18 protein-coding genes are annotated in these 21,795 nt (G+C 70.8%); 9 read left to right on the forward strand and 9 right to left on the reverse strand.

What is annotated here, in order from left to right; genetic code table 11:
* Positions 1-70 precede the first annotated feature (70 nt).
* Positions 71-1,138 carry a LacI family DNA-binding transcriptional regulator gene (locus ACGFU7_RS06930; protein WP_393693082.1) on the forward strand — a complete coding sequence of 356 codons (1,068 nt, stop codon included), beginning with the start codon at positions 71-73 and terminating at the stop codon, positions 1,136-1,138.
* Positions 1,139-1,251: 113 nt separating this feature from the next.
* Complete coding sequence (locus tag ACGFU7_RS06935; RefSeq protein ID WP_393693084.1) at positions 1,252-2,040, forward strand: sugar phosphate isomerase/epimerase family protein; 789 nt, start codon at positions 1,252-1,254, stop codon at positions 2,038-2,040.
* 9 nt (positions 2,041-2,049) lie between these two features.
* On the opposite strand, the gene ACGFU7_RS06940 is transcribed toward ACGFU7_RS06935, so the two are convergent.
* Positions 2,050-2,958, reverse strand: a complete 909-nt coding sequence (locus ACGFU7_RS06940) for an EamA family transporter (protein ID WP_393693086.1) — start codon at positions 2,956-2,958, stop codon at positions 2,050-2,052.
* A gap of 112 nt (positions 2,959-3,070) precedes the next feature.
* Between ACGFU7_RS06940 and ACGFU7_RS06945 the strand changes: the two genes are divergently transcribed.
* Positions 3,071-3,979 carry a LysR substrate-binding domain-containing protein gene (locus ACGFU7_RS06945; RefSeq protein ID WP_393693088.1) on the forward strand — a complete coding sequence of 303 codons (909 nt, stop codon included), beginning with the start codon at positions 3,071-3,073 and terminating at the stop codon, positions 3,977-3,979.
* Positions 3,980-4,125: 146 nt separating this feature from the next.
* Positions 4,126-5,991: a glycoside hydrolase family 3 protein gene (locus ACGFU7_RS06950; RefSeq protein WP_393693090.1), complete on the forward strand. Its 1,866-nt coding sequence runs from the start codon at positions 4,126-4,128 to the stop codon at positions 5,989-5,991.
* Between the two features lie 72 nt (positions 5,992-6,063).
* On the opposite strand, the gene ACGFU7_RS06955 is transcribed toward ACGFU7_RS06950, so the two are convergent.
* Positions 6,064-7,533, reverse strand: coding sequence for a S28 family serine protease (locus ACGFU7_RS06955; protein WP_393693092.1), 1,470 nt, complete (start codon positions 7,531-7,533; stop codon positions 6,064-6,066).
* Positions 7,534-7,631: 98 nt separating this feature from the next.
* Complete coding sequence (locus tag ACGFU7_RS06960; protein WP_393693094.1) at positions 7,632-8,003, reverse strand: hypothetical protein; 372 nt, start codon at positions 8,001-8,003, stop codon at positions 7,632-7,634.
* 247 nt (positions 8,004-8,250) lie between these two features.
* Here ACGFU7_RS06960 and ACGFU7_RS06965 point away from each other — a divergent pair, with 247 nt between their 5' ends.
* The gene (locus tag ACGFU7_RS06965; RefSeq protein WP_393693095.1) at positions 8,251-8,748 is read left to right on the forward strand and encodes a hypothetical protein; all 498 of its coding nucleotides are present in this window, start codon (positions 8,251-8,253) and stop codon (positions 8,746-8,748) included.
* A gap of 21 nt (positions 8,749-8,769) precedes the next feature.
* Here ACGFU7_RS06965 and ACGFU7_RS06970 read toward each other — a convergent pair whose 3' ends face one another.
* Positions 8,770-12,513 (reverse strand): ABC transporter ATP-binding protein, encoded by a 3,744-nt coding sequence (locus ACGFU7_RS06970; protein ID WP_393693097.1) that lies wholly within the window; start codon positions 12,511-12,513, stop codon positions 8,770-8,772.
* Between the two features lie 191 nt (positions 12,514-12,704).
* Between ACGFU7_RS06970 and ACGFU7_RS06975 the strand changes: the two genes are divergently transcribed.
* Together ACGFU7_RS06975 and ACGFU7_RS06980 are read left to right on the forward strand one after the other, a co-directional pair.
* The gene (locus tag ACGFU7_RS06975) at positions 12,705-13,094 is read left to right on the forward strand and encodes a type II toxin-antitoxin system RelE/ParE family toxin (RefSeq protein WP_393693099.1); all 390 of its coding nucleotides are present in this window, start codon (positions 12,705-12,707) and stop codon (positions 13,092-13,094) included.
* A complete protein-coding gene (locus ACGFU7_RS06980) occupies positions 13,094-13,492 on the forward strand; it encodes a helix-turn-helix domain-containing protein (protein ID WP_393693101.1) in 399 nt (132 codons plus the stop codon). The genes ACGFU7_RS06975 and ACGFU7_RS06980 overlap by 1 nt, the downstream gene beginning before the upstream one ends.
* A gap of 98 nt (positions 13,493-13,590) precedes the next feature.
* On the opposite strand, the gene ACGFU7_RS06985 is transcribed toward ACGFU7_RS06980, so the two are convergent.
* Entirely contained in the window at positions 13,591-14,553 is a 963-nt protein-coding gene (locus ACGFU7_RS06985) for a serine hydrolase (protein WP_393693103.1), read from the reverse strand.
* Positions 14,554-14,720: 167 nt separating this feature from the next.
* On the opposite strand from ACGFU7_RS06985, the gene ACGFU7_RS06990 reads away from it, so the two are divergent.
* Entirely contained in the window at positions 14,721-15,092 is a 372-nt protein-coding gene (locus ACGFU7_RS06990; protein ID WP_393693104.1) for a hypothetical protein, read from the forward strand.
* Positions 15,093-15,136: 44 nt separating this feature from the next.
* On the opposite strand, the gene ACGFU7_RS06995 is transcribed toward ACGFU7_RS06990, so the two are convergent.
* The 3 genes from ACGFU7_RS06995 to ACGFU7_RS07005 all read right to left on the reverse strand — a co-directional run bounded on the left by ACGFU7_RS06995 (position 15,137) and on the right by ACGFU7_RS07005 (position 19,396).
* The gene (locus ACGFU7_RS06995; RefSeq protein WP_393693106.1) at positions 15,137-16,822 is read right to left on the reverse strand and encodes a thiamine pyrophosphate-binding protein; all 1,686 of its coding nucleotides are present in this window, start codon (positions 16,820-16,822) and stop codon (positions 15,137-15,139) included.
* Positions 16,819-17,787: an agmatinase gene (gene speB, locus ACGFU7_RS07000; RefSeq protein WP_393693108.1), complete on the reverse strand. Its 969-nt coding sequence runs from the start codon at positions 17,785-17,787 to the stop codon at positions 16,819-16,821. The genes ACGFU7_RS06995 and speB overlap by 4 nt, the downstream gene beginning before the upstream one ends.
* Before the next feature lie 139 nt (positions 17,788-17,926).
* A complete protein-coding gene (locus tag ACGFU7_RS07005) occupies positions 17,927-19,396 on the reverse strand; it encodes a sodium:solute symporter (RefSeq protein WP_393693110.1) in 1,470 nt (489 codons plus the stop codon).
* 108 nt (positions 19,397-19,504) lie between these two features.
* Here ACGFU7_RS07005 and ACGFU7_RS07010 point away from each other — a divergent pair, with 108 nt between their 5' ends.
* Positions 19,505-21,004: a PucR family transcriptional regulator gene (locus tag ACGFU7_RS07010; RefSeq protein ID WP_393693112.1), complete on the forward strand. Its 1,500-nt coding sequence runs from the start codon at positions 19,505-19,507 to the stop codon at positions 21,002-21,004.
* A gap of 21 nt (positions 21,005-21,025) precedes the next feature.
* Here ACGFU7_RS07010 and ACGFU7_RS07015 read toward each other — a convergent pair whose 3' ends face one another.
* Positions 21,026-21,706, reverse strand: coding sequence for an epimerase (locus ACGFU7_RS07015; protein ID WP_393693114.1), 681 nt, complete (start codon positions 21,704-21,706; stop codon positions 21,026-21,028).
* Positions 21,707-21,795: the final 89 nt, after the last annotated feature.

Raw genomic sequence — 21,795 nt, forward strand, 5'->3', positions numbered from 1 at the left:
CGGACAAGAGGGGGCGCGCTGCCGGTCGGTCCTACTCCTCTCACTCCTCGTCACTCCTCGGAGGAAAGCGATGACAGTCACCCTGGCGGATGTGGCCGCCCGCGCCCGGGTGTCCCCGGCCACCGTCTCCCGCGTGTTGAACGGCAACTACCCGGTGGCCGCATCCACCCGGGAGCGGGTGCTGCGCGCGGTGGACGACCTGGACTATGTGCTCAACGGGCCCGCGAGTTCACTGGCGGCGGCCACGTCCGACCTGGTCGGCATCCTGGTCAACGACATCGCCGACCCGTTCTTCGGGATCATGGCGGGGGCGGCGCAGACCGAGATCGGCGGGCCCGGGGACGGTTCGGGCCGGGCGGGCGGCGAGAAGCTCGCCGTCGTCTGCAACACCGGCGGCTCCCCCGAGCGCGAACTCACCTATCTCACCCTGCTCCAGCGCCAGCGAGCCGCGGCGGTCGTCCTGACCGGAGGCGCCGTGGAGGACCCGGCGCACCAGGCAGCGATGTCCGCCAAGCTGACGAAGCTCGCGGACGCGGGTACGCGGGTGGTGCTGTGCGGGCGGCCCCCGCTGCCGGACAGCGAGGCGATCGTCGCCGCGCTGGCCTTCGACAACCGGGGCGGGGGGCGTCGCCTCACCGAGCATCTGCTCTCGCTCGGCCACCGGCGGATCGGGTACGTCGCGGGCCCGTTGGAGCGGACGACGACCCGCCACCGTCTGGAGGGCCACCGCGACGCGATGAGGGCGGCGGGCCTCGTCGGCGACGAGGAGCGCCTCACCGTCCACGGCCCCTACGACCGCCGCTCCGGCTACGACGCCACCCTCGAACTCCTGCGCCGCGAACCGGAGGTGACGGCCGTCGTCGCCGCCAACGACACGGTGGCGCTGGGCGCGAGTGCGGCGATCCGGGACCGCGGTCTGCGTATCCCCGAGGACATCTCGGTGGCGGGCTTCGACGATCTGCCGTTCTCGGTGGACGCGGTCCCGGCGCTGACGACCGTACGGCTGCCGCTGTTCGAGGCGGGCGCGCGGGCGGGCCGGCTGGCGATGGGCAAGGAGGCGCCGCCGCCGGGGGGCATCGCGACGATCGCGGCGGAGCTGATGGTGCGGGGGTCGACGGCGCCGCCGCGGGTGGGCTGAGGTTGTACCCCCGGGCCGGGGGTACCGGTATGTCACACCCCGGGCCGATGATGTGCTGGCCGCTGTCCGGTGCGTACGGCGCGGTGGCACGTACCGATGGAAGGAACACGCACGTGAAGCTCGCTTTCTCGACCCTCGGAGTGCCGGGGATGCCGATCGCCGACGTCGTCCGGCTCGCCGTCGACCACGGCTACCAGGGGGTGGAGCTGCGCGCCCACCCCGAGGAGCCGGTGCACCCGGGCATTTCGGCGCTCGAACGGGCCGATGTCGTCGAGGCGTTCAAGAAGGGTGGCGTCGAGATCCTGACGGTCGCCGGGTATGTCCGGGTCGCGGCCGAGGGGGACGACCGGGCCGCGCTGGACGAGCTCGCCGGGCTGGTGGAGCTGGCGCACGACCTGGGTGCGAAGAACGTCCGGGTCTTCCCGGGCGGCGGCGACCAGGACCCCGCCGTGGCCGACGCGACGGCCGCGCGCCGGCTGGCCGCCGCCGCTCCGCACGCCGCCGACATGGGCGTACGCATCCTGCTCGAAACCCATGACTCGCACCGGGCGGGCGCCGATGCGGCCCGGGTCGTCGGGACGGTCGGGCACGGGCAGATCGGTGCGCTGTGGGACATCATGCACACCTGGCTGGCGGGCGAGGAACCGGCCGCGAGCCATGCGGTGCTGGCCCCGCACCTGGGCTACGTTCAGGTGAAGGACATCGCGTCGGCAGAGGACAGGGAGCCGTTGGCGCTGGGCGCCGGGGTGCTGCCGCTGGGGGCCTGTCTGGACACGCTGGACCCGGACAGCTGGGTCTGCTGGGAGTACGAGAAGCGGTGGCACCCGGGGGCGGCGGAGCTGCCGGGGATGCTGGCCGCCGGGCGGGAGCATCTGCTGCGGCTCGGCGCGCCCAAGCAGTAGTCACACCGTTCAGGCCCGCACCGGCTGCGGCTCCGGGGTTTCCGGTGCCGCAGCGCGGACCCGGCGCGCCCCCGCCAGAGACGTCAGCGCCACCCCGCCGACCAGCAGCGCCGCCGCGCACCACCGCAGCGGGCTCACCGACTCGCCCAGCAGCAGCGCGGCCGACGACATCCCGAAGACCGGGACGAGCAGGGTGAACGGCGCCACGGACGACGCCGGGTAGTGACGCAGCAGGAAGCCCCACGCCCCGAAGCCGAAGACCGTCGTGATCCAGGCGACGTACACGATGATGCCGACGCCGCTCCAGTCGAGCGCGGCCAGCGCGTCGGCGTCGCGGTCCCAGCCCTCGAAGAGGAGGGAGAGGCCGAGCAGCGGGAGCACGGGCACGGTCGAGACCCACACCATGAAGTTGAGGGAGTCGGGCGGCGCGGCCTTGCGGGTCAGCACGTTGGACACGCCCCAGCAGGCCGCCGCCGCGATCACCAGGACGAAGGCGAGTACGGGCCCGCTCGCGCCCTCGTCGACCGCGGCCACCCCAATGCCCGCGAGGGCCACTCCCATCCCCGACACCCTTGCCTTTCCTGGCCGTTCGCCCAGAGCGAGCGCCGCGAAGAGGGCCGTGAAGACCGCCTGGACCTGGAGCACGAGGGAGGAGAGACCTGCGGGCATACCGCGGTCCATGCCGATGAAGAGCAGTCCGAACTTCGCCACTCCGAGGGCGAGCCCGACACCCACGATCCACTTCCACGCGACCTTGGGCCGGCCGACGAAGAAGACCGCGGGCAGCGCGGCGACCAGGAAGCGCAGGGCGGAGAAGAGCAGCGGCGGGAAGTGCCCGAGGCCGACCTCGATGACGACGAAATTGACACCCCAGACGGCGGCCACCAGGGCGGCCAGGGCGATGTGGAGGGGACGCATGCACCGAGGATCGCCCGCACCGACCATGTAGCACCAGCGCGGATTTCTTCATGGTGAAATTGAGCGTTGCTAACGAATCACCTAATGAATCACCGAGATCCGGGAGGTTCCGGTGCTCGATCTGTCCCGGCTGCGCGCACTGCACGCCATCTCCGTCCATGGCTCCGTCGCGGGCGCCGCCGCCGCGCTCGGCTACACCCCGTCGGCGGTCTCGCAGCAGATCACCAAGCTGGAACGGGAGACCCGCACGACGCTCCTCGAACGCCGCGGGCGCGGTGTCGCGCTGACCGAGGAGGCGCTCCATCTGGCCGCCACCGCCCAGCAGTTGCTGGCGATCGTGGAGCGCGCGGAGACGACGCTGGAGGAGCGCAGGGGGCTGCCGACGGGCCGGCTGTCGATCGGCGCGTTCGCGTCCGCGGCGCGCGGACTGCTGCCCGGCGTACTGGCGGAGCTGGACCGGGACCATCCGGCCCTGGACGTCCGGCTGACCGAGGTCGATCCGCATCTCTCGGTCGACCTGGTGGCCAAGGGTGTGATCGATCTGGCGGTCGCGCACGACTGGGACATCGCCCCGCTGCCCGCCCCGGAGGGGGTGGCACAGGCGGTGATCGGTGACGACCGGTGCGATCTGCTGGTGCCCGAGGGCCATCGGCTCGCCGGGCGGAACGCGGTGCGGCGCGCGGAGCTGGCGCAGGAGCGGTGGATCTGCCAGCCGCCGGGGACGGTCTGCCACGACTGGCTCGTACGGACACTGCGCGCGGCGGGTTACGAGCCCGACATCCGGCACCAGGCGGAGGAGAACCACACCCAACTGGCCCTGCTCGCCGCCGGTCTCGGGGTCGCGATGATCCCGCGGCTGGGGCGGGGGCCGCTGCCGGCAGGGGTGGTGGCGGTGCCGCTCGATCCCGTACCGGTGCGTCGGCTGTACGCGCTGTGGCGTACGGAGGCGGCCCGGCGGCCCGCGATCACTGCGGCGGTGTCGGCGCTCCAGGCGCACGGGGCCGCGGTGGGGCTGAGCTGACCCGCTTACGCCGCCCGGGCCCCGTCGGCGCAGGACAGACTCAAAACGGTCCGGGCCCTTGACCGGAAGTTATTTTCTGGATATCCGTGCTCCTTGGAAGTTTCTTTCACCACCCCTCGTCCCCGAGTACGGCCGAAGGAGCTCACGTGCACCACCGCACCTCCAGACGCACCCTCCTCACCGCCACCGCCGCGACCGCCGCAGCCGCCGTCACAGGCGGGGTTGTCGCCCCCGGCGCCGTCGCCGCCCAGAGGTCCGCGAGCAGCGGGCCCAGCAGCGGGCACCACACCTCAGCCGCCACCACCAAGCGCCTCAAGCGGCTCATCTCCCGGATGACCCTGGAGGAGAAGGTCGGGCAGCTCTTCGTGATGCGGGTGTACGGACACTCCGCCACCGAGCCCGACCAGGCCGACATCGACGCCAACATGGCCGAGATCGGGGTCCGCACCGCCGCCGAGATGATCGCCAAGTACCACGTCGGCGGGATCATCTACTTCACCTGGGCGCACAACACCCGCGACCCGCACCAGATCGCCGACCTCTCCAACGGCATCCAGCGCGCCGGTCTCGCCGGCCCCACTCCCCTGCCGCTCCTCGTCTCCACCGACCAGGAGCACGGCATCGTCTGCCGCGTCGGCGAGCCCGCCACCCTGATGCCGGGCGCGATGGCGCTGGGCGCGGGCGGTTCGCGCTCGGACGCCCGCCGGGCCGGGCAGATCGCGGGCGCCGAACTGGCCGCGATCGGCATCAACCAGAACTACGCCCCGGACGCCGACGTCAACGTCAACCCGGCCAACCCGGTGATCGGCGTACGCTCCTTCGGCTCCGACCCGCAGTCCGTGGCCGGAATGGTCGCCGCCCAGGTGAAGGGGTATCAGAGCAGCGGTATCGCCTCGACGGCCAAGCACTTCCCGGGCCACGGCGACACCAACACCGACAGCCACACCGGGCTGCCCGTCATCCTCCACACGCGGGAGCAGTGGGCGGAGCTGGACGAGCCGCCGTTCCGGGCCGCGATCGCCGCGGGCATCGACTCGATCATGACCGCGCACATCGTGGTCCCGGCGCTGGACCCGGCCGAGGACCCGGCGACGCTGTCCCGCCCGATCCTCACCGGCATCCTGCGCGAGGAGCTCGGCTACGACGGTGTCGTGGTGACCGACTCGCTCGGCATGGAGGGGGTGCGGACGAAGTACGGCGACGAGCGCGTACCGGTACTCGCGCTGCAGGCGGGCGTCGACCAGCTGCTCAACCCGCCGAGCCTCGACGTCTCCTGGAACGCCCTCCTGGAGGCCGTGAAGAGCGGTGAGATCAGCGAGGCCAGGATCGAGGAATCGATCCTGCGGATCCTGCGGCTGAAGACGAAGCTCGGGCTGTTCGACGACCCGTACGTCAGCCACGCGGGAGTGGACCGTACCGTCGGGACGCGGGCCCATCTCGCCGCGGCCGACCGGATCGCCGAGCGCACCACCACACTGCTCGCCAACGACGGCGCGGTGCTGCCGCTCTCCCGCCGCTCCCACAAGAACCTCCTCGTGGTCGGCGCCGATCCGGCCTCCCCGTCCGGCACCACCGGACCGCCGACCACCACCCTGGCCACCGCCTTCGGCGAACTGGGGTACGCGGCGACCGCGCTGTCCACCGGCACTGCCCCCACCAAGGCGCAGATCGACCAGGCGGTGGCGGCCGCGCAGGGCAAGGACGCGGTGATCGTGGGGACGTACAACGTCTCGGCGACCAGCTCGCAGCGCACCCTGGTGAGCGCCCTCGCGGCGACCGGCATCCCGGTGATCACGGTCGCGATCCGCAATCCGTACGACATCGCCCAGCTCTCCGGGACCGGGTTCGCGGCGAACCTGGCCACGTACTCCTGGACCGATGTCGAACTGCGGGCCGCCGCCCGGGTGATCGCGGGCCGCGCCGAACCGGAGGGCACCCTGCCGGTGCCGGTGCAGCGCGCGGACGATCCGACGCAGGTGCTGCACCCGGTGGGTTACGGGCTGACGTACTAGACCCCCGGAAACCGGAAAGGGGCTGTGCACACGCACAGCCCCTTCCTTGGCAAGACGTGGCGCGAGGACCGCTTACGGCCGCAGCCTGCGCTCGCTCGTCACGTCCCGCTTGTCGAGCCGTTCGTCGAACTTCGCGAGCGGCTTCGCCTTCGCCGGGTCGTCCTGCACGGCGGCCGGGGCGACGCCCGCCCAGCGCAGGATGGCCGCGGTGGCCTTCGCCTTTTCGTCGTCGGCGAGCCCGGCCACGTTGGAGCCGTGGTTGCCGCCGGCCACAGTCATGACATAGCTGTCACGGGCGCCCGCCCCGAGCCGGAAGCGCTCCGCGCCCCACGGGTCGTTCTGCCCGTACACGTACAGCATGTGGTCGGCGTGGTGCTTCACCCAGCTGTCGACGTCGCGCATCACCGACGGCTGGAACTTCATCGGGATGGAGCGCGGCACGAAGTTGCGCGGCGGCTGGTACCCGTACCGGCTCAGCTTGCCGAGCCACGGCTGCTCGATGTTTGGTGAGCCGAGCTGGGTGCCCGCCTGGTAGTAGTACGGCGTGTACGTGTTCAGGCCCTGGTCCGCGTAGGCGGAGAAGCCGGAGATACCGTCGATCGAGTCCCAGATCGCCTGGTCGGGGGCGGTCTCGGCGTCGGCCGGGATGGTGTCGCAGTCGGACAGCAGGCTGTACTGCCAGAACGCCCAGACATAGTCCATGACGACGGCTTCGTACGCCTTGTCGAGCGAGCCGACGGTGTTGAAGGTGTAGCCGTTCTCGGCGGCGTACTCCTCGTACTTCTTCTCCAGCGGCTCGCGGCGTATCAGCGCCTCGCGCTGCACACCGTTCAGCTTGTCGCGGCACTCCTTGGTGCCCACGTTCTCGAAGAACCGGTCGTACGCCGAGTCCTCCTTGTTGACCACGTCGTTCGGCGCGACGTACGCGACGACGCCGTCCATGTCCTTGGGGTAGAAGCGCTCGAAGTACGTGGCGGTCATGCCGCCCTTCGAGCCACCGGTGGTCAGCCAGTTCTTGGAGTAGATCTGCTTCAGCGCGGTGAAGACGCGGTGCTGGTCGCTGGCGGCCTGCCAGATGTCGAGCTTGGACCAGTCGGCGGGCGCCGGGCGGGACGGGGTGAAGAAACGGTACTCCAGAGAGACCTGGTTGCCGTCGACGATCCGGGTCGGCTCGGAGCGGCTGGGGTTCGTGGAGACGTTGTAGCCACTGGTGTAGAAGACCGTCGGGCGGGACGTGTCCTTGTGTAGCAGGGTGATGCGCTGCTGGAAGGTGCCCTTGGACGGGTGCCGGTGATCGATCGGCTGGGTGTAGTCGAGGACGAAGTAGCGGTAGCCCGCGTAAGGCTTCTCCTCGATGAGACTCATTCCCGGGATGGCCAGGATGCGGTCCTTGATGTCCGTGTTCGTGCCGCTGTCACTGCCGGCCGTGCTCCGGAACGCGGTCGGTTCCGCGGCGGTGGCCGCCCCGGCCGAGGCACCCGTAGCACTCACTGTGCCGATGAGCACCGCGAGCGACAGGAACCCTCTGAGCGCCTTGCGCATGCACCCTCCCCTTGATTCACAACAGACGTCGTGAACCTAGCGGGGCAACACCCGTGCCGCCAGACCCTGTTGGCACGGAGCGACGACGAGCGCCCGCCTCAGCAGAGAATCCAGCCCGTGGAGCCGGACTTTCCCGAGATCGTGGCCGAGGCCCGGACGCACCGGTTCAGCGCATGGACCGTCACCGGGCCGGCCTGTGTGGTGTATCTGCCGCTGTCGGCGACGGGGCTGCCGCCGCGCGCCTGGATGCGCACGGACATAGTGCGGCGGGGGCCAGCCTTCTTCGCGACAGCGACGGCGCAGGCGTAGGAGCGGCTCTTGTAGATGCGCAGCTCGCCGGTCTTGAACGTGACCGTCTTCGCGGGGCGCCCGGCACAGGCCGTTGAGGCGTCGGCGCTGTTCGCCGCAGTGCCGCTCAGCACCAGACCTACGGCGGCCACCAATGGCAGGACGAACAGACGGATGAGCATCCGGCACCCCCGGCCGCTTCCGCCCCCGCCGACCGCTCCGGCTCCTCCGGCCTCTCCGGTCCCTCTGATCACCAGCAGCCCCATCGTCTGATCGAACACTTACGCCCTTGCTCGGCCCTTACACGTACATGCGTACGACGCAGGAGGCCATCCGGAGGTTGCACCCGGCGCGCTCCGCCTCCCGGGCAACCGAATCGCCACAGCATGGCTCCAACAGGGCAGAGCCATACGAAAGGCAGGAACTGCCATGCTCCAACTCCGCAACTCACAGGGCCCCCGCGGCCGGCGCGCCATCGGCCGGACGCTGCTCGCCACCGCTCTCCTCACCGTCGTCGCCGCGGTCCCGGCCGCCGCGGCGGCTCCGCAGGCCCCGGTGGCCGCGGCGCCGGTACGCAGCGACGCCGGCACCCCGGCGTTCCAGCAGGTCGCCCACTTCTACGCCTCCTACATCGATGCCGTCACGGCGGAGGGCGGCGGCAAGCTCGCCACCGCCCTGAGGTCGTTCTATCTGACGCCTCACCTGCGCACCCAGCTGAACACCTGGGAGAAGCGCAACCACGCGGACGGCGTGCTCCGCGCCCAGAACACCCCGCTCGCCTTCCGGGTCACCTCCGGCGACAGCGGCGCGGGCCACACCTGGTCGAAGGTGCGGCTCACCTGGAGCAACGGCAAGCACCCCACGTACTCGTATCTGACCGTGCGGTCGGATCTGCAGACCGGCAAGATCTCCGGCATCGGCGAGTGAACCGGTGGGCGGGCCCGGCTCTCACACCCCCGCGGGCTCGTCCTCCCCGATGAAGGTGCGCCACAGCACGGCGTAGTGCCCCTCCCTGGCGAGGAGCTCGTCGTGCGTGCCGTCCTCGACGACCCGGCCGTGGTCCATCACCACGACCCGGTCGGCGCGGGCGGCGGTGGTCAGCCGGTGGGCGACGACGAGGGTGGTGCGTCGGCCGGTGAGCCGGTCGGTCGCCTGGTTGACCAGGGCCTCGCTGGCCAGGTCGAGGGAGGCGGTCGCCTCGTCGAGCAGCAGGACGTCCGGGTCGACGAGTTCGGCGCGGGCGAGGGCGATGAGCTGGCGCTGGCCGGCCGAGAGGTTACGGCCCCGCTCGGCGACCTCGTGCAGATAGCCGCCGTCCAGGGTGGCGATCATGTCGTGGGCACCGACCGCCCGCGCCGCCGCCTCCACCTCGGCGTCGGTGGCCTCGGGCCGCCCGTACGCGATGGCGTCGCGGACCGTGCCCGCGAAGAGGTACGCCTCCTGCGGTACGACTCCGAGCCGGTGCCGGTACGCGGTGAGGTCGAGGCGGCGCAGATCGGTGCCGTCCGCCGTGACCCGGCCGCCCGTCGGGTCGTAGAACCGGGCGACGAGCTTGACGAGGGTGGACTTCCCGGCGCCGGTCTCGCCGACGAACGCGACCGTCTGACCGGCCGGAATCCGCAGGTCGACACGGGAGAGGGCCTCCTCCTCGCCCCCGTACGCGAAGGACACGTCCTCGAAGGCGATCTCGCCGCGCAACGACAGCACGTCCAGCGGTTCGTCCGGGGCGTCGGTGGAGGTCGGCTCCCGCAGGAGTTCCTGGATGCGGCCGAGGGAGACGGTGGCCTGCTGGTAGCCGTCGAAGACCTGGGAGAGCTGCTGCACCGGGGCGAAGAACAGGTCGATGTAGAGGAGGTACGCGACCAGCGCACCGGTGGTGAGCGTGCCGTTGTCGACCCGGCCCGCACCGACGATCAGTACGGCGGCCGCGGCCACCGACGACAGCAGCTGCACGAACGGGAAGTAGACCGATATCAGCCACTGCCCGCGGACCCTGGCCTCGCGGTAGTGGTCGCTGCGCCCCGCGAACCGGTCCGCGCCGTCGCGCTCGCGGCGGAACGCCTGCACGATCCGCAGCCCGGAGACGGACTCCTGGAGGTCGGCGTTGACGACGCTGATGCGTTCCCGGGCCAGCTCGTACGCCTTGACGCTCTTGCGGCGGAAGAAGAACGTACCGATGACCAGCGCCGGCAGCGTCGCGAAGACGACGAGGGCCAGCTGTACGTCCAGGACCAGCAGCGCGACCATGATGCCGAAGAAGGTGACGACGGAGACGAAGGCCGTGACCAGACCGGTCTGGAGGAACGTCGACAGCGCGTCCACGTCCGTCGTCATCCGGGTCATGATGCGACCGGTCAGCTCGCGCTCGTAGTAGTCCAGGCCGAGCCGCTGGAGCTGCGCGAAGATCTTCAGCCGCAGTGAGTACAGCACCCGCTCGCCGGTGCGGCCCGTCATCCGGGTCTCGCCGATCTGGGCGGCCCACTGCACGAGCACGATCACCAGGGCCAGCGCAGACGCCGCCCAGACGGCACCGAGTGCGAGCTGCGAGACACCCTGGTCGATGCCGTGCCGGATCAGTACGGGCAGCAGGAGTCCGGCTCCCGCGTCCACCGCCACCAGCGCCAGGCTCACCAGGAGCGGCAGCCCGAAGCCGCGCAGCAGCCTGCGCAGCCCGTACGACTCCTCGGCGCGGACGGCCCGCGCCTCGTCGATGTCGGGTGTGTCGGTGGCGGGCGGCAGGGCCTCGACCTGGGCGAGCAGCTCGGGGGTCGCGGGCATGCCGGCGGACCCGGTGTCGCGCGGCTCCTCCTTGCGGATCCACAGGTGGGGGCTGATGCCGCGTTCGGCGTCGAACTCGGCGTCCAGTTCCTCCTGGAGCGCGCGGTCGTCCTCGGGGATCGTGTCGGCGGTGGTCAGCGGCTGGTGTCCGGGCGAGGTGCCGCCCAGCTCGTCCGGATCGGTGAGCAGCCGCCGGTAGAGCGCACAGCGGCGCTCCAGCTCCTCGTGCGTACCGATGTCGGCGAGCCTGCCGTGCTCCAGGACGGCGATCCGGTCGGCGAGGCCGAGGGTGGAGCGGCGGTGGGCGATCAGGAGGGTCGTCCGCCCGGCCATCACCTGCCGCAGCGCCTCGTGGATCTCGTGTTCGACGCGGGCGTCGACGGCGGAGGTGGCATCGTCCAGGAGGAGCAGCCGGGGGTCGGTGAGGATGGCGCGGGCGAGCGCGACGCGCTGGCGCTGGCCGCCGGAGAGGGTGAGTCCGTGCTCGCCGACCTTGGTGTCGTAGCCCTCGGGCAGGTCCGCGATGAACCGGTCGGCCTGGGCGGCTCTGGCCGCTTCCTCGATCTGTTCCTGGGTGGCGTCCGGGAATCCGTACGCGATGTTGGCGCGGACGGTGTCGGAGAACAGGAAGCTGTCCTCCGGTACGAGGCCGATGGCGGCACGCAGGGACTGCTGGGTCAGCTCGCGGACGTCGTGGCCGCCGACCAGGACCGCGCCGTGCGACACGTCGTAGAAGCGGGGCAGCAGCAGCGAGACGGTGGACTTCCCGCTGCCGGACGCGCCGACGACGGCGACGGTCTCACCGGGCTCGATGGTCAGCGAGAACCCGTCGAGGACGGGGCGGTCCTCGTCATATCCGAACCGTACGTCGTCGAACTCGACGCTCGCGGGGGCGTCGGCCGGGAGTTCCTTGGTGCCGTCCTTCATGGTCGGCTCGGTGTCGATCAGTTCCAGTACGCGCTCGACGCCGGCCCTGGCCTGCTGTCCGACGGTGAGGACCATGGCGAGCATCCGGACCGGGCCGACGAGCTGGGCCAGGTAGGTGGAGAACGCGACGAACGTGCCGAGGGTGATCTCGCCCCGGGTGGCGAGCCAGCCGCCGAGGGCCAGCATCGCGACCTGGCCGAACGCGGGGACGGCCTGGAGGGCGGGGGTGTAGCGGGAGTTCAGCCGGATCGTCCGCAGCCGTCCGGCGAAGAGCTTCCGCCCGACCTCGCGCAGCTTGCCGGTCTCCTGGTCCTCCTGCCCGAACCCCTTGACGACCCGGACCCCGGAGACGGCCCCGTCGACGACTCCGGCGACGGCGGCGGCCTGCCCCTGGGCGTACCAGGTGGCGGGGAAGAGACGGGAGCGGGAGCGGCGGGCGATGAACCAGAGGGCGGGGGCGACGGCGATCGCGACCAGGGTGAGCAGCGGCGAGAGCCACGCCATGATCACCAGGGAGATGATGAAGAGCAGTACGTTCCCGATGGTCATCGGGAGCATGAACAGGAGCCCCTGGATCAGCTGCAGGTCGCTGGTGGCACGCCCGACGACCTGCCCGGTGGACAGCTCGTCCTGCCGCTTCCCGTCGAGGCGGGTGATCGTCCCGTACATCTCGGTACGGAGATCGTGCTGTACGTCGAGGGCGAGCCGGCCGCCGTAGTAGCGGCGGATGTACGTGGATATGTACACGAGCACGGCGGCGACCAGGAGGAGTCCGGTCCACACGGCGAGGGACCGTGTGTGGTCGCCGACGACATCGTCGATGATCACCTTGGTGATCAGCGGGACGAGGGCCATCACGGCCATGCCGGCGAGCGACGAGCCGAGCGCCAGCAGCACATTGCGCCGGTAGCGCCATGCGTAGCCACTCAGCCGCCGAGCCCACCCCGGGGCCTGCGCCGCGCCTTCTGCGTCCCCTGTGTCCGTCACCGGTGCCTCCCGTTCGACCTGCTCTACCGGAAGGCACCAACGCGGTGGGCAGCGGATTTCATCCCGCCGTTACAAAGACGGGTCCTGCGGCGTAGGGCGGTCCGTCATCGGCCCTAGGTGCGCTCACCCGTATGGGCGAATGCGCAACAAACCCAGCCGTCATACACTGAGACATCTATACGTTCCAGCATATGGACAGTGGCTACACCATCGAGATCGAACCCGAGGTTCGGCTGTGGTTGATGAATCTGCGCGGCGACGACTATCTCGCGGTCGAGCACATCACCGACCTGCTGCGGGAACGGCCGACCACGCTCGGAGAACCGTACTCCCGGCATCTCGGCGACGGCGTCCGGGAACTGAGATTCCACCTGGGCTGCAATCGGGACGCCACAAGGATTCCCTACTGGCTCGCACCCGGTCGGAGGATCGTCCTGCTCACCGTCTTCCGCAAGACCCGACAGCGGGAGAACACGGAAGTGGCACGGGCCAGGCGCACCAAAGCACTATGCGAGGCCGAGCACGAAGCGGCACACGACGTGTACACACGCGATGTGGATGCGGAGAGGAAGGACCGGTAATGGTCAGCCACGCACACTGGAAGATCGCCCGCGACAAAAAGGTCGCCCAGGGAATCGCCGAAGATCCCGATGTGGAGAAACGCCGCGAGGAGATCCGGCTCCGCTACGACCTCGGGCAGGCCGTGTACGACCGCCGGACCGAGGCCGGGCTCTCGCAGACCGAGCTGGCCAGGCGCGCCAGGATGACTCAGCCGCAGGTGTCGAAACTTGAGCTGGGCGGCACACTGCCGACCGTCGCGCTGCTGGCCCGCCTGGCGCGGGCCATGGACTCCACGTTCAGCATGGAGCTCGACGGCGACACGATGCGGGTGGCATTCACCGCCCATGCGGGTTCCGAGGCGGAGGCGGCGGATACAACGGTGGAGGCGGCTGCCGATGCGCAGGCGGTCAGCGGCTGACCAGGACCGTGGCTGGTCGGTCGCCGCGGCCCGCGACGGCCTCGATCGCCGAACGGACATGCCGCGTCCGGCGATCGAGGACAGCTTCGGCCCGTCGACTACGACCGCGGCGTCGCGGTGAGCATCCGTACGGCCGGTGCCTCCGGTACCGCAGGCACCGCTTCCTGCGGAGCGGCGGGCGGGGTGACGGTCGCCTTCGTGGCAGCGGCCGGGTTGAGGTCCTTGTGCACGGCGCGGGCGACGGCCTGAATGGTGTTGATGCCGTCGTTCATCGTCTTGTTGTCCTGGGTGAGCACGGTGATCGCGTAGTCGTGCCCCTTGCCCGTGAAGGCGCCGATGCTGTGCACCCGCCAGCCGTGGGTGGCGCGCGGCAGCCAGCCGTTCTTGACCTGGACGGTCACTCCGGACGGCGCACCGGCGGGCGTGCCCCAGCGCTGGGAGGAGATGACCTTGCGCATCAGGCCCAGTTCGTACGCCCGCGAGTTGTCGCTCAGCACGGAGTTCTTGGCGGTCAGCAGGGTCAGCAGCCGCTGCTCGTCCTGGGCGGTGACCTGGGTCAGCCCCCAGTAGCCACCGGAGCCGGGCACGGTGTGCGTCATCCCGGCGGCCTTCAGGAACGCCTTGACCTTGGTCACCCCGAGCTGCTTCCACAGGCTGCTGGTCGCGTTGTTGTCGGACTTGGTGATCATGGCGGTGGTGAGGTTGGCCTCGCGCTGGGTGAGATAGCGGTTGTGCTTCTTGTTGTCCCAGAGCAGCGTCGCCAGCACGGTCGCCTTCACGACGCTGGCGGAGTCGTACTTCGTCGTCGCCCGCAAGGAGCACGTCGTCCTGGTGGTCCGGTCGTAGAGCGCCACCGCCGTCGTCGACTTCCGCCCCTTGAGTGCGGCGGTGATGTCCTTCGACAGCTTGGCGGCCAGCCCCGCCTTGCCTGATGTGCAGCTCACCGTCGGCGTCGCGGCGGCGGCGGGCGCGGCGCCGAGCGCCACGGGTGCGAGCGCGCCTGCGGCGAGCGCGACGGACAGCGCGGCCTGCGCACGGCGGGATATACGAGTCTGTTTCATACGGCATTTCCCCCTGGGTGAATTCATACGGTGTGCCCCCGGCACACCCGAATCTGATGACTTCTGACGGACGGAAAGGTTGTACACCGCGAGCCGGTGTTCCTCGGCCGGGTGGCCCGGGTAGGGATGACTTCCGTCAGCGGAACGGGGAGCGACGGGGAGGGATCATGCCGGACGACCGGCCGACCGATGCCTGTCTCTGCGGGCAGCTGTACGCCGCCCTGGAGGTGCTGCAGCGGCTGGGTGACATCGGCTTCCGCGCGCTGGGGCGCGAGGAGTCGAGACAGAAGGCCGCAAAGAAGCCTCGTACGGAGATGACGGTGCCTCTGCACACGGTCGGCAAGTCCTTGTACTGGGCACGGCTACGGGGCCACGGCCCCGCAGCAGGCGCCGTCTTCCGGTCGATCCCGGACCTGATGCCCTCGACCAGGGATCTGCCGGCCACCCTGAATCCGGATCAGCAGAAGGAGTTCCTGCAGGGTCGGCAGACGCAGCTGGGTGCCATCGAGAAGATCGGGAAAGAGGCCGCCGGGCGCTGAACCGCCCGCGCCCCCGGCCGGCGGGGCGCGGGCGGGCAGAAGTCCTACAGATGCGTCGGCTCGAACATCCTCAGCAGGGCCGGGAGCACGACCACCGAAGGGCCCGGCTCCGCGAAGGACTTCGCCAGGTCGTCGGCGAGCGTCTCGGGGGTCGTACGGACCGCCGGGACGCCGAAGGACTCGGCGAGGGCGACGAAGTCGGGGCGGGAGAGTTCCGTCGCCGTGGCCTCGCCGAAGGCACCCGTCATGTATTCGCGCAGGATGCCGTAGCCGCCGTCGTCGACGATCAGCCAGGTGACCGGCAGGTCGTACTGGCGGGCCGTGGCCAGTTCCGCGATCGAGTACATCGCGCCGCCGTCGCCGGAGACCGCCAGGACCGGCTTCGTACGGTCGGCCGCCGCCGCGCCGAGGGCGGCCGGGAAGCCGTATCCGAGGCCGCCCGCACCCTGGGCCGAGTGCATCGTGTTCGGGTGGCGGGCGTCGAAGGCGGACCACGCCCAGTAGGCGAGGATCGTCATGTCCCAGAAGCTCGGGGACGTGTCGGGCAGCGCCTGGCGGACCGAGGCGATGAGCTGCTGCTCCAGGGTGAGTTCCTGGCCGGCGATCCTGTCCCGTACCGCTTCGAGCACCGTACGGACCCGGTCCGGCGCCGACGGGTCCTCGCGGCGGTCGACCGCGTCGAGGAGGTCGACGAGGGCCTCACGGGCGTCGGCGTGGATGCCGAGCGCGGGGTGGTTGGACTCCAGCTTCCCGGCGTCGGCCTCGATCTGGATGACGCGGCCGCGCGGGGCGAACGTGTGGTAGTTCGAGGAGAGTTCACCGAGTCCGGAGCCGACGACCAGCAGGACGTCTGCGGACTCCAGGAAGTCCGTCGTGTGGCGGTCCTCCAGCCAGGACTGGAGCGAGAGCGGGTGCTCCCACGGGAAGGCGCCCTTGCCGCCGAAGGTGGTGACAACTGGGGCGTCGAGCTTCTCCGCGAGGGCGAGCAGCTTGCCGGACGCGTCGGACCGTACGACTCCACCGCCCGCGATGATCGCCGGACGTTCGGCCTTCGACAGCAGGTCGGCGGCCACGGCGGTCAGTTCCGGACGGGCGTGCAGTTCGCGCGGGGTGGCGTCCATCGCCGTGACGACGGGCAGGGTGGTCTCGGCGAGGAGCACGTCCTGCGGGATCTCGATCCAGACCGGGCCGTGCGGGGCGCTCAGCGCGGACTCCCAGGCGGCGGCGATAGCCGACGGGATCTGGGAGGCCGTACGGACGGTGTGGACGGACTTCACGATGTCGCGGAACGACGCCTTCTGGTCCCTCAGTTCGTGCAGGTAGCCGTGGCGTCCGCCGCCCAGACCCGCGGTCGGGATCTGGCTGGAGATGGCCAGCACAGGGGCGGAGGCCGCCGCCGCCTCCTGGAGCGCGGCGAGGGACGTGAGGGCCCCGGGGCCGGTGGAGAGCAGCAGCGGCGCCACTTCCCCGGTGATGCGGCCGTACGCGTCGGCGGCGAACCCCGCGTTGTTCTCGACGCGCAGGCCGATGTACGTCAGTGCCGAGCGGCGCAGCGCGTCGAACATGCCCAGCGCGTGCTGGCCGGGCAGGCCGAAGACGGTGGTCGCGCCGAGGCCCTGGAGGGTCTCGACGACGAGGTCGCCGCCGTTGCGTCCGGCCGGGGGGTTCAGGGCGGCCGCGATCTGCTCGGGGGTGAGCTGCGGGCGCTCGTCGTGGTGGTCGTGGCTCACTTCGTACGGGCCTCTGCGATCTGGCGGGACATGATCGTCGTCAATTCGTACGCCGTGTGGGAGGCGGCGACGGAGGTGATCTCGGCGTGGTCGTACGCGGGGGCGACCTCGACCAGGTCGGCGGAGACCAGGTTGCAGGAGGACAGTCCTCGAACGATTTCGAGCAGCTCGCGGGAGGTCAGGCCACCGGCCTCGGGGGTGCCGGTGCCGGGGGCGTGCGCCGGGTCCAGGACGTCGATGTCGATGGAGATGTAGAGCGGCCGGTCGCCGATGCGCTGGCGCAGCTGGTCGGCGACCTCGTCGACACCGCGGCGCATGACGTCGGCGGAGGTGACGATGCCGAAGCCCATCTTCGCGTCGTCGTCCAGGTCCTGCTTGCCGTAGAGCGGGCCGCGGGTACCGACGTGGGAGAGGGCGGAGGTGTCGAGGATGCCCTCCTCGACAGCCCGGCGGAACGGGGTTCCGTGGGTGTACTCGGCGCCGAAGTAGGTGTCCCAGGTGTCGAGGTGGGCGTCGAAGTGAAGCAGGGCGACGGGGCCGTGCTTCTTCGCGACGGAGCGCAGCAGCGGCAGCGCGATGGTGTGGTCGCCGCCGAGCGTCATCAGGCGGGCGCCGGTGGAGAGGAGGTCGTCGGCTGCGGCCTCGATCGTCTCGACGGCCTCGTTGATGTTGAACGGGTTCGCGGCGATGTCACCGGCGTCGGCGACCTGCGCGAGGGCGAACGGCGAGGCGTCCTGCGCCGGGTTGTACGGGCGCAGCAGGCGCGACGCCTCACGGATCGCGTTGCCGCCGAAGCGGGCACCGGGTCGGTAGGAGACACCCGTGTCGAAGGGCACGCCGACGACGGCGACATCGGCAGTGCCGACCTCGTCGAGGCGGGGCAGCCGGGCGAACGTCGCGGGTCCGGCGTACCGCGGGACGCGGGAGGAGTCGATCGGACCGCGCGGCGTTTCGTTGCTGCTCATAGGGGGTGGCCTTTCCTTCGGGTTTCGTACGTTATTCAGTGTGCGGGGTGCGATGGCGTGCGCGGTCCCCACGGCAACGGTTCCGTCCTCAATCGCCGGACGGGCTGGAATTGCCTGCCCGGCGATTGAGGACAAAGCCTTACGTGGTGACCGGTTCCGCAACGGGCTCGGCCACGTCGGCCGCACCCCGCCCCGCCAACCGCTCGCGCCAAGCGAGAAGCACCGCCTCATCCGTCGGCTTCGTCGCCAGGGAGACGATCACGTACACCGCGAGCGAGGCCAGCAGCCCGTAGTAGACCGGTTCGTTGGCCAGGATTCCGTACGTCGCCATCAGGCCGATCACGGCGACGCCACCGACCGACACCGCGGCCAGCGCACCCGCCGCGGTGCCACGGCGCCACAGCAGACCGCCCAGGATCGGCACCAGCAGACCGCCGACGAGCAGGTTGTACGCGACGGTCAGGGCCTCGACCACGTTGTTGAGCGCGATGGCGATGGCGATGACGGCGACACCCATGACGAGGATGAAGATCCGGTTGCCCTTCACCTCGTCGTGCTCCTCGCCGCCGCCCCGCGACACCACGCCCCGCAGCCGGGACCAGATGTCGTTGTTGGCGACGGTGGCGCAGGCGATCAGCGCACCGGAGGACGTGGACATCACCGCGGCCAGTGCGGCGGCCAGGACCAGCCCTCGTACACCCACCGGCAGTTCGTCCTTGACGATGGTCGCGAACGCGGCGTCCGCGCTGGGCAGCTTCGGGTACATGACCTTGGCCGCAGTGCCGATGACGGCGCCGGCGACCGCGTACACCAGACAGTACGTACCGGCGACCGTGCCGCCCCAGCGCGCCGTCCGGTCGCTCTTCGCGGTGAACACCCGCTGCCAGATGTCCTGGCCGATCAGCATGCCGAAGGTGTAGATCAGCACATACGTGAAGATCGTCTCGCCGCCGATGCCCAGCGGGTCGAAGTACTCGGTGGGCAGCTTGGCCTTCATCTCGCTGAAGCCACCCGCCTTGATCACCGCGATGGGGAGCAGGAGCAGCAGCACACCGATGGTCTTGACGACGAACTGCACCATGTCGGTGAGCGTGATCGACCACATGCCGCCGAGCGTCGAGTACGCGACGACGATGGCGCCGCCGAGGATGATCGCGACGGTCCGGTTCATGTCGAAGAGAACGTCGAAGATGGTGGCGTACGCGATGGTCGAGGTGACCGCGAGCATCAGCGTGTACGCCCACATGACGACACCGGAGATGAGCCCGGCCCGGCCGCCGTAGCGCAGGTCGAGCATCTCGGAGACGGTGTAGACCTTCAGCCGGGCGATGCGCGCCGAGAAGAAGACGGACAGGGCGAGCAGGCCGAGGCCGATGGTGAAGACCATCCAGGCGCCGGAGAGTCCGTACTGGTAGCCGAGGCCGACGCCGCCGATGGTGGAGGCGCCGCCGAGGACGATGGCGGCCATCGTGCCGGAGTACATCCAGGGGCCGAGGCGGCGGCCCGCCACCAGGAATTCGCTCTTGGACTTGGCGCGGCGCATGCCCCACCAGCCCATGGCGAGCATGCCGGCCAGATAGACGATGATCACCGCGTAGTCGACAGCCATGGGCTTCCTCCATTTCAGTCACATGTGCGCACGTCGTATGTGGTGAAGACGGTAGGTGGCCCGCAGGCGGCGCTGAAGTGTACGTTTCATCCATAATTGAAGTCACCGATGGATGGACCATCCATGCCGGAAGCCATGGCCGGGCTCACCCCGTCCACTCCCCCCTCCCCCTCCTCTCCCCCCACTCCCCCGATTCCGCTCACCGAGCTGCTCTCCCGCGAGGAGCTCGGGCTGCACCGGATCGCGGGTCCGGCGGAGGCGGATCTGCTGTGGGTGCACACCTCGGAGATGGCCGACCCGTACCCGTATCTGCTCGGCGGTGAGCTGCTGCTGAGCGCCGGGGTGCTGCTCAAGGACCCGGACGCGTACGTGGCCCGGCTGGTGGAGGCGGGGGCGGCGGCGCTCGGTTTCGGGGTGACGCCGGTGTTCGACACGGTGCCGCAGGCGCTGATCGAGGCGTGCGACCGGCACGGCCTGCCGCTGCTGGAGGTGCCGCCCGAAACCCCGTTCACGGCGATCGCCCGGGCGGTGTGGCGGCTGATGGCCGAGGCCCGGCACCGCGAGCTGCGCCGGGTGACCCGGGCCCAGCAGGCCCTGGCCACGGCGGCGGCCCGGCCCGACCCGATCCCCGCGGTGCTGCACCAGTTGGCGGCGCAGCTGGAGGGCCGGGCGGTGCTGCTCTCCGCGGACGGCGAGGAGCTGCACGCGGCGGGCCGCCGCCCGGCCCCCGACATCGGGGCGGCGCTGGCCCGGCTCACCCGGGTGCTCTCCGCCGTGACGCGCCCCGCCCCGACGTCCGCCACCGACACACTGCGGGACGCGCACCTGTCCGCGTACGCACTGGGTGGCGGCCAGGGTCTCGTCCTGGCGCTGGCGACGGACCGGCGCGAGGCGGGCGACCACACGATCGCGGGGGTAGCGGTCGTCCTGCTCTCGCTCCTGGCCGCCCCGCATCAGGGGGCCGACGCGGCGGGCCGGTCGGCCGCCCTCGTACGGATGCTGCTGGGCACGGACCCGCAGGACGTCGCCCCGCTGCTCGGTGGCGCCGAGCAGTGGACGGTGGTGCACGCGCGCCGCAGCGACGACGGCCCGGTCGACCCGCTCACCGCCGGCGCACTGGGCGCCGCTCTCGGCTCGGCCCTGGTCGACGCGGGCCGGGGCGGCGACGCCGTCAGGGTGCTGATCCCCGGCGGCGACCGGATCACCCCGCAGCCCGGCTGGACGCTCGGCGCCTCCGCCCCCGCGCCCATCACGGCTCTGGACCTCGCCGACGGCCAGGCGTCCCGCGCCCTGGGCCGCGCCGTGGCCACCCGCACCCCGCTGGCCCACCACCGCACCGACACCGGGGCCGGCCTGGCCGCCCTGATCCCTCCCGACCAGGCCGAGGCCCATGCCCGGGCCCTCCTCGCACCCCTCACCGAGCCCCTGTCCGAGACCCTGCGCTGCTGGCTGAGCCTCCACGGCAGCTGGGACCGCACGGCGACGGCCCTCCAGGTCCACCGCAACACGGTCCGCCAACGCATCGCCCGCTGCGCGACGCTGCTGGACGCGGACCTGGACGACATGGACGTACGGACGGAACTGTGGTTCGCGCTGCGGCAGCGGTGAACAGCCGACTCCCGACGCCGGTCACAGGCTCCGGACCGCGGCTTCGTTGATCTCCCGGGCGTGGAGGACATGGTGGGGCGCGCCGACGGTGGCCACGGTGATCATCGCGCGCCCCAGTTGCTCGGTGCTGGTGATCCGGTTCGGCGCCAGCTTCCTGATGAGGGGATAGAGGGGCGCGACCACTGCGTAGAGGGCCCGGTACAGGGGGGTCTTCGACGTGATGCCGTGCATCGGCTGGATGTATCCGGGGCGGAAGAGGTAGGTGCGCATGGGCAGCGTGAGCAGATGGTTCTCGGTCTTTCCCTTGACCCGGGCCCACATGGTCCTGCCCTGTTCGGAGCTGTCCGTACCCTGCCCGGACACGTAGACGAACGTGAGATCCGGGTTCCAGGCGGCGAGCGCACGAGCCACCGTCAGCGTCAGGTCGTAGGTGACGCGGTGGTACGCCTCCTGCTTCATGCCTGCCGAGGAGACACCGAGGCAGAAGAAGCAGGCGTCGTACCCGGACAGCTCGTCCTCGATGCCGGCCCCGCTCATCAGCTCTTCCAGGTCCGGGTGGACGATCTCCCGCAGTTTCGGATGCTCGACGCCGGTCGCCGTTCGCCCGGCCACCAGGACCTCGCTCACCGCCTCGTCGAGCAGACACTCACGCAGCACGCCCTGGCCGACCATGCCGGTCGCTCCGAAAACGATCGCCTTCATCAGTACGCCTCTCGCTGTGGTGGTGGCCGTCTGGCGGCCGTCTCCCACAGTTGCTCACACCGGGCAGGCGACGCAGGTCGGTTCCCCGG

It is taken from the genome of Streptomyces sp. NPDC048473 (genome assembly GCF_043200155.1).
Classification (GTDB): domain Bacteria; phylum Actinomycetota; class Actinomycetes; order Streptomycetales; family Streptomycetaceae; genus Streptomyces.

What these genes read in the sequence shown, in the direction of transcription:
- ACGFU7_RS06930 (WP_393693082.1), top strand. Translation starts at nt 71, where the DNA reads ATGACAGTCACCCTGGCGGATGTGGCCGCCCGCGCCCGGGTGTCCCCG.
- ACGFU7_RS06940 (WP_393693086.1), bottom strand. Translation starts at nt 2,958, where the DNA reads ATGCGTCCCCTCCACATCGCCCTGGCCGCCCTGGTGGCCGCCGTCTGG.
- ACGFU7_RS06955 (WP_393693092.1), bottom strand. Translation starts at nt 7,533, where the DNA reads ATGCGCAAGGCGCTCAGAGGGTTCCTGTCGCTCGCGGTGCTCATCGGC.
- ACGFU7_RS06960 (WP_393693094.1), bottom strand. Translation starts at nt 8,003, where the DNA reads ATGCTCATCCGTCTGTTCGTCCTGCCATTGGTGGCCGCCGTAGGTCTG.
- ACGFU7_RS06965 (WP_393693095.1), top strand. Translation starts at nt 8,251, where the DNA reads ATGCTCCAACTCCGCAACTCACAGGGCCCCCGCGGCCGGCGCGCCATC.
- ACGFU7_RS06975 (WP_393693099.1), top strand. Translation starts at nt 12,705, where the DNA reads ATGGACAGTGGCTACACCATCGAGATCGAACCCGAGGTTCGGCTGTGG.
- ACGFU7_RS06980 (WP_393693101.1), top strand. Translation starts at nt 13,094, where the DNA reads ATGGTCAGCCACGCACACTGGAAGATCGCCCGCGACAAAAAGGTCGCC.
- ACGFU7_RS06985 (WP_393693103.1), bottom strand. Translation starts at nt 14,553, where the DNA reads ATGAAACAGACTCGTATATCCCGCCGTGCGCAGGCCGCGCTGTCCGTC.
- ACGFU7_RS06990 (WP_393693104.1), top strand. Translation starts at nt 14,721, where the DNA reads ATGCCGGACGACCGGCCGACCGATGCCTGTCTCTGCGGGCAGCTGTAC.
- speB (WP_393693108.1), bottom strand. Translation starts at nt 17,787, where the DNA reads ATGAGCAGCAACGAAACGCCGCGCGGTCCGATCGACTCCTCCCGCGTC.
- ACGFU7_RS07005 (WP_393693110.1), bottom strand. Translation starts at nt 19,396, where the DNA reads ATGGCTGTCGACTACGCGGTGATCATCGTCTATCTGGCCGGCATGCTC.
- ACGFU7_RS07010 (WP_393693112.1), top strand. Translation starts at nt 19,505, where the DNA reads ATGGATGGACCATCCATGCCGGAAGCCATGGCCGGGCTCACCCCGTCC.
- ACGFU7_RS07015 (WP_393693114.1), bottom strand. Translation starts at nt 21,706, where the DNA reads ATGAAGGCGATCGTTTTCGGAGCGACCGGCATGGTCGGCCAGGGCGTG.